Source organism: Pelosinus sp. UFO1, from assembly GCF_000725345.1.
Lineage (GTDB): Bacteria > Bacillota > Negativicutes > DSM-13327 > DSM-13327 > Pelosinus.
Window position 1 is genome coordinate 2020684 of the sequence record NZ_CP008852.1, and the last position, 18031, is coordinate 2038714.

Sequence of the window (18031 nt, forward strand, 5' to 3'; positions counted from 1 at the left end):
TGAGGTGATAATATGCTGTTGATTGGCAATGGGCGAGTAATAACGCGCGATAGGCATCAGCCTTATCTAGGGGATGGCTGCGTTGTAATTAATGATACTATAATTATCGAAATTGGTCCGACGCAAAAAATGCGTGAAAAATATCCTGGTGCCGAATTTATTGATGTTCAAGATAAAGTTATCATGCCTGGGATGATTAATACTCATATGCATTTATATAGTACTTTTGCCCGGGGGATGTCTTCAAAAGAGGCGCCGCCACAAAATTTTGTGCAAATTTTAGAGAGATTATGGTGGAGATTAGATAAAGCATTAACCATAGAAGATATCTATTATAGCGCAATGGTTGTACTAATTGATTGTATTAAAAATGGTACGACGACGATTTTTGATCACCATGCTAGCCCAGGTGTAGTGCGGGGGAGTTTATTTGAAATGGCAAAAGCAACTAAGGCAGCTGGGATTCGTAGTTCGCTATGTTATGAGGTATCTGATCGTGATGGCAGCAAAATTATGGAAGACGGAATACAAGAAAACATTGAATTTATTAAATTTGCCAAAGGTCAGGATGATTTACTGCGAGGTATGTTTGGTCTGCATGCATCTATGACGTTGAGTAATGATACTCTTAACAAATGCTCCAGGGTTATTTCAGGGGCAGAAGCAGGTTTTCATGTGCATGTAGCAGAAGATGCTGCTGATCAAGTCGATGCTGAAAGGAAGTATGGAAAAAGGGTAATAGAAAGATTGGCTGAGTATGATATGGTTGGAGAGAAATCCATCGCAGTTCATTGTGTTCATATCAATGAAAAAGAAATTGAGATTTTAAAAACTAAAGATGCGAATGTAGTTCATAATCCAGAATCGAACATGGGTAATGCAGTAGGCTGTGCTCCTATTCTTACTTTAATGGAAAAGGGCATTGTCGTAGGCTTAGGTACAGATGGCTATACCACTGATATGTTTGAATCTTACAAGGTCGCTAATCTTTTACATAAACATGATCGAAAAAGCCCAAGTGTAGCTTGGGGTGAAGTACCAAACATGCTATTTGAAAATAATCCAAAGATTGCTATGAGTTATTTTTCACGGCCCATTGGTAAATTAGCTGCTGGCTGTTACGGAGACGTTATTGTAGTAGATTATGATCCCCCTACAGATTTAAACGAGACAAACGTTAATGGGCATATTTTGTTTGGCATGTCTGGTCGAGGGGTAGTAACAACGATAATCAATGGCCAGGTTTTAATGAAGGATCGGAAGTTAGTGAATCTTGATGAGAAAGAAATATGTGTTAAAGCACGAGAGTTAAGTTCTAAATTATGGAATCGTTTATAAAATATTATGTTTGAATAAAATGCTTTTTCTATAACAGTAAGTATGTACAGAAGAAAATAATGGAGTGATAAAAATGGCGCAAGACCGATGTCATCCAGTAGATGAAATGTTGCCGGTAGGCCAACTATTTACCTATGGTTTGCAGCATGTTTTAGCAATGTATGCTGGTGCTGTAGCTGTTCCTCTTATTATTGCCAATGCTTTAGGGTTAAGCAAAGAACAACTTATTTTTCTGATTAATGCTGACTTATTTACTTGTGGAATTGCTACTCTCATTCAAACAATCGGTTTTTGGAACATGGGTATTCGTATTCCAATGGTGCAAGGGGTAACATTTGCTGCTGTCACCCCGATGATTATTATTGGTCAAACTCATGGAATACCAGCAATTTATGGCTCCATAATTGTAGCAGGTGCTGTCACGTATTTTATTAGTCCTTACTTTAGTCGCCTAATTCGTTTCTTTCCACCAGTTGTAACTGGAAGTATCATAACCATCATTGGTATTAGTCTCATGCCGGTGGCAGTAAGATGGGCCGGAGGGGGTAACCCAGCAGCTAAGGATTTTGCTAGTATAGAGTATATTGGACTTGCACTTTTTGTTTTGTTGTTAGTGTTAACATTTTACCGTTATTTTAAGGGATTTATGAGTAATATTGCAGTGTTATTAGGGCTAATTGCAGGTACAGTAGTGGCATTTTTCATGGGAATGGTTAATCTAGAACAAGTTTCTCAATCTGGCTGGATCAGTGTTACTACGCCCTTTTGGTTTGGAGTACCCACTTTTGATTTAGCTTCTATTGCTGCAATGGTATTGGTTATGCTAGTAGTCATGACGGAAACAACAGGTGACTGTATCGCTATTGGTGAAATTGTTGATAAACCGATTAGTGAAAATGATCTTACAAGATGCTTACGGGCAGATGGTTTTTCTACTATGTTAGGCGGCATATTAAATAGTTTCCCATACACAGCTTTTGCCCAAAACGTGGGGTTGGTAGGGTTGACAAGGGTTAGGAGTCGTTTTGTTGTGGCTGCTGCTGGCGTTATTTTAATAATATTAGGGATGTTCCCTAAATTAGCAGCCGTTATTGCGGCAATTCCCAATCCGGTGTTAGGTGGTGCAGGTGTTGCCATGTTTGGCATGGTTGCTGCAAGCGGTATAAGAACACTTGCCAAAATTGATTTTAATGGAACTCATAATATTATGGTAGTCGGAATCAGCCTTGGACTGGGTATGATTACGTTAGCAGTTCCTAATTTTTATCATAATTTTCCCAGTTGGTTGCAAGTAATTTTACATAGCGGTATTACTACAGGTAGCATTGCAGCCATTATATTAAACTTAGTGTTAAATGGAACACAAAATAACAGTGTTATTATAAAAAAGAGCGTTAGAAATTAAGCTTAATGATGTAGTATTATGCTGTTGGAGGAGGCTAGTTTCATGTCTCATACAATGAAAGTTCAACCTTTTGATGTTATGCTTACTTGGATTTTAAGAGAATACGAAGAAAGGCAGTCTATCTTTGGGATACATCACTCCTTATTTTATGTACCTAAGAAAAATAGTCCTTATGCAATTGAAGATTTATATGGGAGTTATCTGGCAACCCCTATTGGTACAGCGGCGGGACCGCATACCCAATTAGCTCAAAATATTATTTGTACTTGGTTGTCTGGCGGTCGGTTTATAGAACTCAAAACTGTTCAAATTATGGATGAACTAGAAATATCTAGGCCCTGTATTGATATGGAAGATGAGGGCTATAATGTTGAATGGTCTCAGGAACTGAAATTAGATCAATCTGCAAATGAATACATAAAAGCTTGGGCATTAATTCACATCTTACATAGATTATTGGGTTTTTCTGAAATAGGTCCTGTTGGTACAATCTTTAATATGAGTGTGGGTTACAATTTAGAAGGCATAAAGAGCCTGGAAATGACCCGCTTCATGAATCGTATGGCTGATGCCAGAGAAGAAATTGCTCAAATTCAGGCAATACTTAACGAACAATTTCCCCAATTTGCAGATGTTGAAATTCCAAACCAGCTTACCAATAATGTGACTCTTTCAACGATGCATGGTTGTCCTCCTGATGAAATCGGCAAAATTGTCTGTTATTTGCTAGAAAAGCGGAAATTGCATACTACTGTAAAACTCAATCCAACTCTCTTAGGAAGAGAACGTTTACTGCATATTATCCATGATAATTTAGGTTATCAGAATATTCAAATTCCTGATTCCGTATTTTCTCATGACTTACAATATGAACTTGCTATACAGCTGATAAAAATGTTTAAAAAAGTTGCTGCAGAACAAAAACTGACTTTTGGAATAAAATTAACGAATACATTAGCTATGACAAATTATAAAAATAATCTGCCTGGTGACGAGATGTATATGTCCGGGCGGGCGTTGTATCCCATAGCAATGAATCTATATCAAAAAATTCTTAAAGAGTTTCAAGGTGATCTACAAATTTCATATTCTGCTGGTGCTGATGCTTTTAATTTGACTGATATTTTGGCATCTGGGGCAAAAACGGTAACCGTTGCGTCTGACTTACTGAAACCTGGAGGGTACTCTAGACTTCTCCAGTATCTAGAAAACCTAGAAAATGAAATGACGAAGCGTAATGTGAAAACTCTTGGAGAATTGGCCAGTAATAAAGTGAAGAACGTAGAGATTGCAGCTAAGGAGGCACTTAGCAATCCGCGTTACAAAAAGGACTATCATCCTTATGATTTGCCGAAAGTTTCATCTGAACTTGAAATGTTTGATTGTATAACAGCTCCTTGTAAAGAACAGTGCAGTCTGGGGCAGGATGTTCCAGAATATCTTTGGCTAATTGCGAATGGAGAGTATGATAAGGCGCTAGAAGTAATTTTAGCTCGTAACCCTCTTCCGGCAATAAACGGCTATATCTGTACACATCTCTGCCAGACGCGTTGCACCAGAAATAATTATGATGAACCAATCGCAATTAGAGCCTTAAAACGATTTGCTGTTGAAAAAGGTAAGGCTCAGATAGCGGTAAAAGGCAAGCTAGGGAAAAAAGTTGCAATAATTGGCGGAGGTCCTTCTGGGCTAGCTGCAGCTTCCGTCTTGGCAGCCAATGGTATTGACGTCACTATTTATGAAGCAAAAGATAAAGCGGGTGGGATGCCTGCCATTGCTCCTGAGTTTAGGATTCCTCAGAAGGTAGTGCAAGAGGATATTGCTCGTATAAAAGATATGGGAGTGAAAATAGAACTTTCTCATCCCATTATTACGCAGCCTGAAGAGTTATTAAAGAATGGTTTTGATGCTGTTTATGTTGCTTGTGGTTTCTCAAGAGATACTCCTTTAGATATTCCAGGGGCAGAAGGTAGGGGCGTTTATGGGGCACTCGATTTATTAGATCGTATAGCTAAAGGCGATAAGCCAGATTTAGGCTCAAATGTTTTGGTCATTGGCGGAGGAAATACCGCTATGGATGCGGCCCGTACAGTGCAACAACTTATTGGTAAACCAGTAAAGGTTGTTTATCGCCGGACAAAAAAAGAGATGCCTGCTACGGATGAAGAAAAGAAAGACCTGTTAGAAGAAGGCAATGATTTAATAGAGCTAGCCACGCCAACTGAAATTATTTTACAAGATGGTCGGGTAGTAGCCCTTAGGTGCATAAGGAATCTGTTAGGAGAGCAGGATGGAGATGGCCGAAGAAATCCAGTGGGGATACCAGGTAGCGAGTTTGAAATTAAGGCTGACTCTATAATCATAGCGATTGGTCAGAGTTCAGATGTTCCTTTTCTTACTGGAAGTGCTGTATCTTTACGTAAAAATGGTGCAATTGTTGTAGACGTTAAGACTGGTATAACAGATAAGGACAGTGTTTATGCAGGAGGCGATGTAACTCGAGGGCCAGCTATTGTAGTTCAGGCTTGTGCCGATGGAGGCCGCGCGGCCGAAGCTATTTGTCAAGAATTTGGCGTTCTACTTAAATCCGGAGATTGTCCTTCGACATCGCTTTCTGAGGAAGATATTTTAAAAGTAAAACAAATTCGAGTTAGAAAACAAGTACAGCAGAAGCCAGAGATGCTTTCAGTCGCTGAGCGTATCGATTTCAAACTTGTTGAACAAACCTTTTCGGAAGAGGCGGCACGCAAAGAAGCTAGTCGCTGCATGCAGTGCTCGGAATTTTGTGATAAGTGTGTTGAGGTTTGCCCTAACCGAGCGAACTACACCTATATGATTTTGCCAATGAGCATAACGTTGCCTACAATTGCTTATCAAGATGAGAAGCTAAAAGTGATAGGGGAGCGAAAATTCCAGATAAATCAAAACCGACAAATTATCCATATAGATGATTTCTGTAACGAGTGTGGTAATTGTGCTACTTTTTGCGTTCATCTTGGCAAGCCCTACAGAGATAAGCCAAGGTTATTTCTCAGAGAACGTGATTTTATACAGGAGGATAACAATGCATTCTACATTGAGGGTAATATCATTCGTCAACGTCTAGATGGAGTAGAATCTAAGCTTATAGTAGAGGAAGATGGTTTTTTCTTTGAAAGCCCTTTAGCAACTATTCATTTATCTGCTGACTTTGCAATTAAGGAGATGGAACCAAGAGTAGATTTTACGAGGACATTCCCTATTCAAGAAGTAGTCCATATGGCATTGATTTTTCAAGGTGTTACTACATCACTGCCTTTTGTGTTAAATCAATTGTAATTCGTAGATGAAATGTTTGAAGGAGGCTTTAAATTATGAAAGTCGATTTTGATAAAGTATTAGAATTAGCAAAAAAATATGAGCCAGAAATGACTAAATTTCTAAGAGATATGATAGCTATTCCCAGTGAGAGCTGCCAGGAAGAAAAAGTAATATTACGCATTAAAGAGGAAATGGAAAAGGTTGGCTTTCACAAAGTGTATATCGATCCCATGGGGAATATTTTTGGTTATATTGGTCATGGAAAACATGTAATTGCAATGGATGCCCATATTGATACAGTGGGTATTGGTAATCCGGAAAACTGGAAATATGATCCTTATCAGGGATATGAAGATGATGAGATTATCATTGGTCGTGGTAGCAGTGATCAAGAAGGTGGCATGGCTTCTATGGTTTATGCTGGAAAAATCATCAAGGAACTTGGATTAGAAAATGACTATACCTTAGTTGTAGTTGGTTCGGTGCAAGAAGAAGATTGTGATGGTCTTTGCTGGCAGTATATCATTAATGAAGTTAAGTTAAAGCCCGAATTTGTTGTCATTACAGAGCCGACTGATGGTAAGATTTACAGAGGGCAAAGAGGAAGAATGGAAATAAAAGTAACGACTCAAGGGATAAGCTGCCATGGCTCAGCTCCTGAGAGAGGGGATAATGCCATTTATAAAATGGCTAATATTCTTACGGAATTAAGGGCTCTTCATGAAAATTTAGTAGATCATGATTTCTTAGGTAAGGGTAGTTTAACCGTATCAGAAATTTTCCATACCTCTCCTTCTAGATGTGCAGTTGCTGACAGTTGTTGGATTTCTATTGATCGAAGATTAACGGTTGGAGAAACTGGCGAATATGCAATCCAGCAAATTAAAAATCTTCCGGCAGTAAAAGCTGCTAAGGCAGATGTGACAATGTACAAATATGAAAGACCTTCTTATACCAACTTAATCTATCCTACAGACTGTTATTTTCCAACATGGCTTATTGAAGAAGAACATCCTGTTTGTTGCACCCTAGTCGATACTTATAAAGCGTTATTCAGAGAAGATCCTAAAGTGGATAAATGGACCTTTTCTACCAATGGTGTTTCGATAATGGGACGGTATGGCATTCCCTGTGTTGGATTTGGTCCAGGCCATGAAGATCAAGCCCATGCACCAAATGAACGTACTTGGAAGAAAGAATTGGTTAACTGTGCAGCTGTATATGCAGTGATTCCTACGATGTATGTTACGCAATATGTTGATAAAATGCCCGTTTATACGAAAAACACGGTAAATAATCTTTAGTAACAAAAAATATAAAATTATTGGAGGATACTAATATGCAAACAATTTTTCGCGGAAGACATTTCATTAACTTGGAAGATTTCACAAAAGAAGAAGTAGATACTATGCTTGAGGTTTCTCTTGATCTTAAGAAAAAATTTGCAATGGGTGTTCCTACTAATTATTTACCAAACCAATCCATGTTTTTAATGTTTTTTGAACAATCTACTCGTACTAGAAATTCTATGGAAGCTGGTTTTGCTCAACTTGGTGGTCACGCAGGTTTTCTTGATTCTAGCAGCATGCAAATTGCTCATGGCGAAAGTGCTAAAGATACAGCAATTATCCTTTCGCGTTTTGGTCATGCGATAGCGTGTCGCTACTGTAATTGGGGATATGGTAACAAATATCTTAATGAAATGGCAAAATGGTCAGAAGCTCCTATCATGAATCTTCAGTGCGACCTCTATCATCCATTCCAAGCCTTGGCAGATTTAATGACTATGAAAGAAAAACTTGGTGATTTAAAACGTGTTAAAGTTGCAATTATTTGGGCCTATGCAGAAAGCCATAAAAAACCAATTTCTGTACCCGTATCACAGCTTCTTGTTTTCCCGCGTTATGGTATGGACGTATGGTTGGCCCATCCAAAGGGATGGGAACTTCCTGAATGGGTTATTGAACAAGCGAAAGAAAATGCTGCAAAGTACGGCGGTACAGTAACAATTACGAACAATGAAGCCGATGCCTATGAAGGTGCCCAAATTGTAATTCCAAAGAATTGGGGAAACTGGGTAAATGATCAGACGGGCCTTGCTGCTTCAGGATCTGTAGCTGTTGTTGATGATAAACTTATGGCGCAAAAATCTTGGAAATGTACAGAAGCTAAAATGGCAACAGCCCACAAAGATGTTTTATATATGCATGCTCTACCTGCTGATAGAAATAATGAAGTGGAGGATTCAGTGATCGATGGCCCTCATTCGATTGTATATGATGAAGCGGAAAATCGCCTTCATACAGCAAAAGCCGTTATGACCCTGTTAATGGGTGGAAGATAATTATGAATAAGTTGGTTGTTATCGCTATTGGAGGCAATTCTTTAATACGCGACAATGCCCATCAAACAGTAGAGGATCAGTATGGTGCTGTTTGTGAAACTGCAAAAAGTATTACAGATATGATAGAGCAGGATTATGACGTAATTATTACTCATGGTAATGGTCCTCAAGTCGGCTTTATTCTACGAAGATCGGAGATTGCCACAGAATGGGCAGGAATGCACCCTGTGCCTTTGGTAAGTTGTGGGGCAGATACGCAAGGTGCGATTGGTTATCAGATACAACAAGCTATGGACAATGAGTTTAAAAAAAGAGGTATTGATAAATTAGCTGTTGCGCTTGTTACCCAGGTTATTGTTGATCCGCAAGATCCAGCGTTTGAAAAACCGACAAAACCAATTGGTTCCTTTTATACAGAAGAACAGATGCAAAAGATCAAGGCTGAAAAACCCAATTGGATAATTGATAATGATGCTGGTAGAGGATATCGCCGCATGGTTGCTTCCCCTCTCCCACAAGAAATTGTAGAAGGTGCCATTATCAGGAAACTAGTTGGGGAAGGATATTGTCTTGTAGCAGCTGGTGGCGGAGGTATCCCCGTTACAAAGGAAGAGGATGGGACATTAAAAGGTATAGATGCGGTGATAGATAAGGATTTTGCTTCTAGTTTACTGGCAACACAAGTTCATGCTAATGTACTCATTATTTCAACAGGTGTACCTATGGTGTATTTGAATTACGGTAAGGACGACGAAAAAGCATTGGAGAAGGTTGGTTTAGCTGAATTAAAGCAATACGTAAAGGAAAAACATTTTGCTCCTGGCAGTATGTTGCCAAAAATTCAAGCCGTAATCAATTTCTTAGAAAATGGTGGGGAAAAAGCAATTATTACGAATCCTGAGTCATTGAAAGCAGCCATTGCCGGAAAGGCGGGTACTCATATTTTTCCATAAGTTTTAGATTGTATGATATGAGAGTGCACTGGCTTACACATCATGGTGAATTTAATCAATTTCAAGATTACAGAGATACTTCTAGGGATAAGTATCTCTGTAGTTTTACTGGAGGAGTTACTATGGGAATTATTTTGTGCGGTGGAACCATTGTAACAGCTACGGATTATTATAAAGCGGATGTTCGCATAGAAGGTGAAAAGGTTGTTGCTATTGGTAAAGGAATTGCTTTATCTGAAGATATAATCGTAGATGTAAGGGGTTCCCTTCTCTTTCCAGGAGGTGTTGATGTTCATACACATTTTGATCTTCCAGTAGGAAATACTGTCACTGCTGATGATTTTGCTAGTGGCACAAAAGGTGCAATCATCGGTGGAACAACGACGATTATTGATTATGCAACCCAATGTAAAGGTGAAACCCTTAAAGAAGCACTGGAGAATTGGCACTTAAAAGCTAAGGGCAATTGTTATGGAGATTATGGATTTCACATGGCAATAACGGATTGGAATGATAGGGTAGCTGAAGAAATAAGCTGGCTGTCACAAAGTGCTGGTGTTACTTCAATTAAATTATATATGGCGTATAAAAATGTTCTACAAGTAGATGATGATATCTTATTTCAAGCGTTAGCTAGGAGTAGACAGTATGGGGTACTTGTATGCGTCCATTGTGAAAACGGAGATATGATTTACAATTTGGTAAATCAATACCGTAGACAAGGACTTATAACACCGAATTATCATCCTGTATCTCGTCCTATAATCGCAGAAGAAGAAGCCGTCACCAGAATAATTGCTTTAGCTCAAGTAACTAAATCTTCGGTTTATATTGTACATATCAGCTCTAGCGATGCGCTGCAAGTTGTAATGAAAGCAAAGGCTAAAGGAAATCAGGTTTATGCTGAAACCTGTCCTCAATATTTAGTGTTAGATGAAAATTATTATACTAGAGCTGGTTTTGAAAGTGCTAAATATGTAATGTCCCCTCCCCTGCGAAAGAAAACGAATCAGGATTTCCTTTGGCAAGGCTTGCAAAATAGAATGATAGATGTTGTTGCTACAGATCATTGTTCTTTCAATTTCCTTGGACAGAAAGATGTAGGTTTACATGATTTTAGTAAGATTCCAAATGGTATCCCTGGCGCACAGAATCGCTTAGGAATACTGTACACCTATGGTGTTCTAACGGGTAAAATCGATTTGCATACATTTGTCAACGTAACGGCGACTCAGCCCGCTAAAATCTTTGGGCTATTTCCTCGCAAGGGTACAATCGCAGTAGGCAGTGATGCCGACATTGTGGTATGGGATGTGAATGATACCTCCCTCATTGGAGCAGAAAAACAGCATCATAAAGTCGATTACACGCCTTATGAAGGTTTTCAGCAAAAGGGTAAGGCTGTACATGTATTTTTAAGAGGGCGGCATATTGTAAGAGATGCTAAGTTATGTGATATAGATCCTCAGGGAATTTATTTGCCACGTACTCCGATTGGATAAGGATAGGCCCGTCTATAAAACTTGAAAGGTCGTGGAGTATGTTCAGAATAAATATTAACAATAAAATTTATTCTGTAAAGGAAGACATGAACTTATTAAATTTTCTACGAGATGAAGCTTCTCTGACATCTGTTAAAAATGGGTGTGGCGAAGGGGCATGTGGTGCTTGTATGGTTTTAGTTGATGGCAAAGCTTTTCGTGCCTGTCTTTTACGTATTGCAAAACTAGGGGAAAAAAAGGTTATTACTGTAGAAGGCCTATCCCAGCGTGAAAAAGATATATATAGTTGGGCTTTTGCTCAAGCTGGAGCAGTACAGTGCGGTTTTTGTATTCCGGGAATGGTGATAAGTGCGAAAGCATTGCTAGACGGAAATCTTAATCCAACAAAAGCCGAAATTAAAAGAGCCCTGCAAGGGAATATATGTCGCTGTACAGGTTATATAAAAATTGAAAAAGCTGTTGCCATGGTAGCTAAGGCTTTACGAGAGGATACTATTCCACAAGTGAAGGCTAACTATCGAGTTGGGGAAAATATGCAACGTGTTGACGCTGCTGAGAAAGTATTAGGTACTGGCATTTATGTTGATGATATGAAAGTGGAAGATATGTTGTATGGTGCTGTATTAAGAGCCAAATACCCAAGAGCTTTGGTGCAGAAAATTGATATTTCTGCTGCGAAATTATACCCTGGTGTAAAAAAAGTGTTAACCGCTAAGGATGTACCAGGCCAGCGATTTTTAGGTCATATCGTTCCAGATTGGCCAGCATTGATTGCTGAAGGGGAAGAAACTCGTTATGTAGGAGACGCCCTAGTTTTAGTGGCAGCTACCTCAAAAAAGATTGCCGATGAAGCGTTACGGTTAATTGAAGTAGTTTATCAAAAACTAGATCCAATACTTAGCCCAAGACAAGCACTGGAGGTGGGGGCACCTCAGATCCATTCAAAGGGCAACCTGCTAAATAAAACAATTCTTAAACGGGGCAATGTAGAAGAAGCCATTGCTAAAGCAAAATACGTTATAACACAAAGATATACGACTCCTCCGACAGAACATGCCTTTTTAGAACCAGAAAGCGCTTTGGCTGTTCCGTCTAAAGAGGGAACATTAACAGTATATACAGGAACACAAAGTGTGTATGACGATCATCATGGCATTGTGGCAGTACTTGGGGTAGCAGATGATAAAGTACGAGTAATTAGTAAATTGGTGGGTGGTGGGTTTGGCGGAAAAGAAGATTTATCAGTACAACACCATGCAGCCCTTCTGGCTTGGCATACTGGTAAACCCGTTAAGCTGACATTAAGTCGCCAGGAAAGTATTAGGACACATCCCAAACGTCATGCCATGGAAATGGAATTTACGACGGCTTGTGATGAAAATGGAAAACTTACAGCGGTAAAAGCCTTTTTGCTAGCGGATACTGGTGCGTATGCTTCTTTAGGCGGACCTGTGTTGCAACGCGCTTGTACCCATGCTGCAGGACCTTATCAAATTGAAAATGTAGATATTACAGGTATGGGAGTATATACAAATAATCCACCGGCTGGAGCTTTTCGTGGATTTGGTGTAACGCAGTCTTGTTTTGCTATGGAATCAAATCTGAATTTGCTGGCAGAACAAGTAGGAATATCTCCTTGGGAAATTCGTTACCTAAATGCCATTGAGCCTGGTAAGGTGCTGACTAATGGACAAATTGCTGATGAAGGTACTGCTTTAAAAGAAACTCTGTTGGCGGTACGAGATATTTTTAATGAATATCCTGATGCGGGAATTGCCTGCGCTATGAAAAATAGTGGACTTGGCGTAGGTGTACCCGATGTAGGGCGAGTCAGAATCAAAGTGGAGCAAGGTAAAGTTATTATTTTTACTAGCGCAGCTTGTATGGGCCAAGGTCTGGCAACAACATTAATTCAGATTGTTTCGGAAGCAACGGGCTTACATGCCAATTTTATAGAAACCTATCCTGCTGATACAATGATGACCCCAAATGGAGGTACTTCAACAGCGTCTAGACAGACTGTGTTTAATGGAGAAGCTGCTAGGCAAGCTGCTCTTCTACTTAAAGCTGATCTTGAAGTGAACGAGCTTTCCCAGCTAGAGGATAAGGAATATTATAAGGAATACTGTGGAGTTACAGATCCTATGAATTCAGATAAGCTGAATCCAGTTAGTCACGTTGCTTATGGCTATGCGACACAAATCGTAATTTTAGATGAAAATGGTAAAATAAAAAAAATAGTTGCTGCACATGATGTAGGAAAAGCAATTAACCCAACATCGGTAGAAGGGCAAATCGAGGGCGGAGTAGTAATGAGTCTGGGTTATGCCTTAACAGAGGATTTTCCTCTAGAGAATGGTATGCCTACGGCAAAGTTTGGAACATTGGGTTTGTTTCGCTCGATTCAGGTACCTGACATTGATTGTATTCTTGTAGAAAAAAATCCATCATCTCTTGCTTATGGAGCTAAAGGGGTAGGAGAAATTGTATCTATTCCTGGTGCGCCTGCAGTCGCATGTGCTTATTATAGGCGAGATGGAAAAATTAGGAATTCTTTACCGTTAAAGAATACTGCGTACAGTAAAAAAAGGATAATTTGATACCATTACCGTGATAGGTTATAATTGTATAAAAATCCATAAAGGGAATTTAGTCCAAGTTCCCGAATAATAGTTTTTACCAAATAGATGAGGTGGTAGTAATGGACCTATGGGATGCAATCGGTTGCAAGGAACCTTCTCTTATTGCTTGTACTGGAGCTGGTGGAAAAACATCAGTTATGCTATCACTCGTCAATGGGGCCCAGCAGCGTAAGGTCCCTGTTTTAGTTTCCACAACAACAAAAATGTTTTATAGCCAGGTAGTAGATCTCAATCCTATTTTCACTGGTGAATTTGATGCGGGGGCAGCTTTTGTTGCCTCTCATTTATGTCGTGGTGGGATTGCTGCTTGGTTTAGTAGAATGGAAGGCGATAAAGTAATTGGATTACCGCCCAAATGGCTTGATAGAATAGCAAAGCAAAAACCCAGTTCCTATATCATTGTTGAAGCTGATGGTGCCAGAGGATTATGGCTCAAAGCTTCAAAGGGCCATGAACCAGTAATACCTGATTGTACTAACATAACGATTGGTATATTAAATCTAAAGGCTATAGGACAGCCTCTTACCAGTGATATAGTTCACCGTTTAGATTTAGTTTTAGCATTATTGCAAAGAAAGAAGGGTGCAATTACTAGATGGCAGGATATAGCAACACTAGCTCTTCATAATCGTGGAATTTTTCAATATAGCCAGGGAAAAAAGATTTTGTTATTAGCTGGAGGTAGTGCAGAGCAAACCAATAATGTGAAGCAGATTGTCAATCATTTGACGACCTATAAAGCAGGAATAGATAAATGCATTGTAACCGAAGGACACGGGGCATTTTTACAGCCAATTGAGGTGCATGATTTATAATGAAAAATATAGGTGTTATTATTTTGGCTGCAGGTTTTGCTAGTCGTATGGGTAAGCAGAAGCTATTACTGCCTTTGGGAGAAAAACCAATATTAATGCATGTAATTTCTACTGCTATGAGCACAGGTTTTGCCGACTGTATCACTGTCATCGGTGAACCAAAAGATAAACTGGCAAAGTTGTGCACTCAGTTACATAGTGATTGGGTCTATAATTCAGAACGGCATACAGGTCAGGCATCCTCTATTGTTTTAGGACTTAATAAATTACAATTGGATTTAGATGGGATCTTATTTTTACTAGGGGATCAACCGTTAATTACACAATCCTTATTGCAGGCTCTATTTGATAGTTTTGCATCTACGGGTAGTAATAAATCTATTATTGTACCTAGACATAAGGGACAGCTATATAGTCCCGTTTTATTTGGATCTTGGTGGCGTCATCATTTAGCAGCTTTATCTGGCGACTGTGGTGGACGTAGTCTTATTCGAGAAAATCCTCATTATGTAATTCCTGTAGAGTGGCCTGATGGTAAGCCTTTTTATGATGCAGATTCCTGGGAAGACTATCAATCCTTATGTAAGCTTTGGGTAGATCATGCTGTAGATTAGTTTTATTCCCCTTTGCTGTTATAGGGGACTTTATTTTACATATCTAATTAAACCTGGCCTATGGCAAAGGAGAGTAAGGTAACGATATGGATATTTTTACAAAATTATTGAAACAGATCGAACAGTTTCAGTCAGCGGATATTATAACAATAGTTGATTCACCAAAAGAAGATCAGTTAGGGCAAATGCTGGTTATATCGAATAGCGGTGAGATAGATGGAATGCTTGTCAATATGGAATTTACTAGCCAGATTGTCAATGAAATAGCAAGTTTAAATTGGCAGCATCCAAAGATCATAGAAACAGAGTATTGTGGGCAGTATCGTCTGTTTTGGGATCGATTAAGCACCCGTCGAAGGGCCTTGGTACTTGGCGCGGGGCATATCAGCCAACCCTTGGTTGAATTGCTACATCAAATAGATTATGCTGTAACTGTCATAGATGATCGTCCTGATTTTGCCAATATAGTTTCTTTTCCTAAAGCGGAAAGAGTGATCTGCAAAAACTTTAGTGTAGCTTTGGATCAAATCGACTGCCGAGTATATTCTGCAATTATTATTGTAACTAGAGGGCATCGCTATGACCTGGATTGCTTGCATTCAGTTCTTCATTATCAAGTGCCATACCTTGGTATGATTGGTAGTCGGCGGCGGGTTAGTGGGATCATGGATAGATTAGCTAGGGAAGGTATTGCAGAAGAAACATTATCTCGACTTAGAGCTCCTATCGGTCTTGATATTGGTGCCCAGACACCAGCCGAGATCGCTATTAGCATTGTTGCTGAGGTGTTAGCAACAATACGAAATGGAACATGCCTGCCCCTTAGTGGCATACGGAGGTGAGAAAGTGGATGAAATGATTCTTAGGGCTATTTGTAAAGTTAAGGAAGAAAAGAGTGCAGCTGTATTAGTAACTATTATTGGGACTCGCGGCTCCACACCTCGTAAAGCTGGCACCAAAATGCTTGTATATCCTGACGGAAGAATGTTAGGAACAATTGGCGGGGGCTGTACCGAATCAGAGGCTCGCTTGCAGGCTCTTAGGGCACTCGACGAAAATCTATCATTTACTTATCATTTGTCCTTGCTCGATGAGATGGCTGCTGATGAGGGCATGATTTGTGGTGGTACTATGGAAGTATTTATTCAAGTGCTCTAAAAGTAAAGGGATAGCAAAGTTCAGACAGGAGGCAATTTTATGATTAAATTGACTGAGTACAGCAAGAATGGCGGTTGTGCTGCAAAGATTGGTCCAGGGGACTTGGCGAGCGTACTACGTCAGCTGCCTAAAGTATCTGACCCTCGTCTTTTAGTTGGCATTGCTACTTCCGATGATGCTGGTGTATATAAATTAAATGAAACAACGGCATTAATTCAGACCGTTGATTTTTTCACACCCATTGTTGACGATCCTTACACCTTTGGACAAATTGCCGCAGCAAATAGCTTAAGTGACGTATATGCAATGGGGGGGAAGCCACTTACTGCGATGAATATAGTGGCTTTTCCAGTATGCAAACTTGATCCTAAGGTTCTTTTGACTATTTTGCAAGGCGGTCAAGATAAGGTATCTGAAGCGGGAGCTCTTATTGTTGGTGGTCATTCAATTCATGATGATGAACCTAAATATGGATTAAGTGTTACTGGGGTAGCGCATCCTGATAAAATTTTAACGAATGCTGGTGCAAAGGCTGGTGATGTGCTACTTATTACAAAAGCCATTGGAACAGGGGTGCTGACGATGGCAGCACGTGCGGAAATGTTTGCTGATGGTGTAGCGGCAGCAATTAAGAGTATGGTGAGACTAAATCGAGTAGCCGCTGAAATAATGACAAGATTTACAATTCATGCATGCACAGATGTTACAGGATTTGGTCTTTTGGGACACCTTCATGAAATGGCTGATGCAAGTAGAACAGCCATGGAGATTGATACAAAGGCACTTCCCTTACTGCCAGAAGCAAAAAAGGCAGCAGAAATGGGGTTGGTACCAGCTAGTGCCTATAATACACGTGCTTTTCTAAAAACTGTCACCTTTGCACATAGTGTACCAGAATGTATAAGGGATTTATGTTTTGATCCTCAAACTTCTGGTGGTCTATTGATGAGTGTTCCAGAAGAAATCGCTGCGGCCTTATTAATAGAATTAAGGGAAGCAGGAATTGCAGAGGCTGCAATTATAGGATGTGTTACTAATAAAAAAAGGGGTGAAATATATGTCTATTAACTTAGATGCTCGTGGCCTTGCTTGCCCACGACCGGTTATTGCTACCAAAAAGGCATTAGAGGGAATAGAAGACGGTGTCGTTATTATACTTGTTGACAATATGGCGGCAAAAGAGAATGTAGCAAAATTTGCGATTGCCAATCAGTGTGAAGTAGCGGTAGATGAAAAGGATGGAGTTTATTCCATTAAAATTATAAAGGGCCAAGGAAAGGGTGAAGAAAAATTGCCCCAAACCCCCTCTCAAGACGATAGTGTATTCCTTATTACACAAAAAACACTTGGACATGGTAGTAGTGAATTGGGAGAAGTTTTAATTAATTCTTTTTTTTATGCTTTGCTAGAAAAGGAGCCTTTGCCTCGAACTATCATGTTTATTAACGGTGGGGTATATTTAACGACGGAAAATTCACCAGTTTTAGAACATATAGCCTCTCTGAGTGCAAAAGGGGTACAAATCCTATCCTGTGGGACATGCCTTGACTATTATGAACTAAAAGATAAATTAGCTGTTGGTGGAATAACTAATATGTATTCTATTATAGAAGAGTTCTCGTCTGCGGCAAAAACGATTACCCTGTGAGGTGGCATCATGTATGAGGAATATGACCGGTTACTTTCCTTTTGTTCCGTACGTCATGCTATTCGGGCTGAAGAGCTCTTGACCAAATGTGGTATTAAGGTTGTAGCCTTACCAAAACCACGAGAAATTGATATAAACTGTGGTCAGTGTATATTATTTTTGTATGAACAAGAGAATGAAGTAATGGCGATCCTACGAAATAAGAATGTTTTCTGGGCAGAGTTATATAGTAGAGATGGTAAGAATAAAGAGTATGTAAAAATTGCAGAGTATGAAGATTAAACAAATTAATCGTTGTTGGCATATTTACAA

Annotated in this window: 15 protein-coding genes; all 15 read left to right on the forward strand. The window is 39.5% G+C overall.

The window, feature by feature from the left end; genetic code table 11:
* Window positions 1-12: 12 nt before the first annotated feature.
* The gene (gene ssnA, locus UFO1_RS09295) at window positions 13-1338 is read left to right on the forward strand and encodes a putative aminohydrolase SsnA (RefSeq protein WP_038670179.1); all 1326 of its coding nucleotides are present in this window, start codon (window positions 13-15) and stop codon (window positions 1336-1338) included.
* A gap of 73 nt (window positions 1339-1411) precedes the next feature.
* Window positions 1412-2743 (forward strand): nucleobase:cation symporter-2 family protein, encoded by a 1332-nt coding sequence (locus UFO1_RS09300; RefSeq protein WP_038670181.1) that lies wholly within the window; start codon window positions 1412-1414, stop codon window positions 2741-2743.
* A gap of 54 nt (window positions 2744-2797) precedes the next feature.
* Window positions 2798-6061 carry a putative selenate reductase subunit YgfK gene (gene ygfK, locus UFO1_RS09305; protein ID WP_371256723.1) on the forward strand — a complete coding sequence of 1088 codons (3264 nt, stop codon included), beginning with the start codon at window positions 2798-2800 and terminating at the stop codon, window positions 6059-6061.
* Between the two features lie 35 nt (window positions 6062-6096).
* Window positions 6097-7347: a YgeY family selenium metabolism-linked hydrolase gene (locus tag UFO1_RS09310; RefSeq protein ID WP_038670185.1), complete on the forward strand. Its 1251-nt coding sequence runs from the start codon at window positions 6097-6099 to the stop codon at window positions 7345-7347.
* Between the two features lie 35 nt (window positions 7348-7382).
* A complete protein-coding gene (locus tag UFO1_RS09315; protein ID WP_038670187.1) occupies window positions 7383-8387 on the forward strand; it encodes an ornithine carbamoyltransferase in 1005 nt (334 codons plus the stop codon).
* A gap of 2 nt (window positions 8388-8389) precedes the next feature.
* The gene (gene arcC, locus UFO1_RS09320) at window positions 8390-9340 is read left to right on the forward strand and encodes a carbamate kinase (RefSeq protein ID WP_038670189.1); all 951 of its coding nucleotides are present in this window, start codon (window positions 8390-8392) and stop codon (window positions 9338-9340) included.
* Between the two features lie 122 nt (window positions 9341-9462).
* Complete coding sequence (gene hydA / locus UFO1_RS09325) at window positions 9463-10842, forward strand: dihydropyrimidinase (protein ID WP_038670191.1); 1380 nt, start codon at window positions 9463-9465, stop codon at window positions 10840-10842.
* Window positions 10843-10880: 38 nt separating this feature from the next.
* Window positions 10881-13442 (forward strand): selenium-dependent xanthine dehydrogenase, encoded by a 2562-nt coding sequence (gene xdh, locus UFO1_RS09330; protein ID WP_038670193.1) that lies wholly within the window; start codon window positions 10881-10883, stop codon window positions 13440-13442.
* A 101-nt stretch (window positions 13443-13543) separates the two neighbouring features.
* A complete protein-coding gene (gene yqeC, locus UFO1_RS09335) occupies window positions 13544-14299 on the forward strand; it encodes a selenium cofactor biosynthesis protein YqeC (protein WP_051788883.1) in 756 nt (251 codons plus the stop codon).
* Window positions 14299-14913, forward strand: a complete 615-nt coding sequence (locus tag UFO1_RS09340) for an NTP transferase domain-containing protein (RefSeq protein WP_038670194.1) — start codon at window positions 14299-14301, stop codon at window positions 14911-14913. Before yqeC ends, UFO1_RS09340 begins: the two co-directional genes overlap by 1 nt.
* An 86-nt stretch (window positions 14914-14999) precedes the next feature.
* Window positions 15000-15755 carry an XdhC family protein gene (locus UFO1_RS09345; protein WP_038670196.1) on the forward strand — a complete coding sequence of 252 codons (756 nt, stop codon included), beginning with the start codon at window positions 15000-15002 and terminating at the stop codon, window positions 15753-15755.
* Window positions 15756-15768: 13 nt separating this feature from the next.
* On the forward strand, window positions 15769-16071 hold the full coding sequence (locus tag UFO1_RS09350; protein WP_236639420.1) for an XdhC family protein: 303 nt from the start codon (window positions 15769-15771) through the stop codon (window positions 16069-16071).
* Between the two features lie 39 nt (window positions 16072-16110).
* A complete protein-coding gene (gene selD / locus UFO1_RS09355; RefSeq protein WP_038670199.1) occupies window positions 16111-17139 on the forward strand; it encodes a selenide, water dikinase SelD in 1029 nt (342 codons plus the stop codon).
* On the forward strand, window positions 17129-17719 hold the full coding sequence (yedF, locus tag UFO1_RS09360; RefSeq protein ID WP_038670201.1) for a sulfurtransferase-like selenium metabolism protein YedF: 591 nt from the start codon (window positions 17129-17131) through the stop codon (window positions 17717-17719). The genes selD and yedF overlap by 11 nt, the downstream gene beginning before the upstream one ends.
* Before the next feature lie 9 nt (window positions 17720-17728).
* Window positions 17729-18001 (forward strand): DUF3343 domain-containing protein, encoded by a 273-nt coding sequence (locus UFO1_RS09365; protein WP_051788884.1) that lies wholly within the window; start codon window positions 17729-17731, stop codon window positions 17999-18001.
* The last annotated feature ends 30 nt before the right edge of the window (window positions 18002-18031 follow it).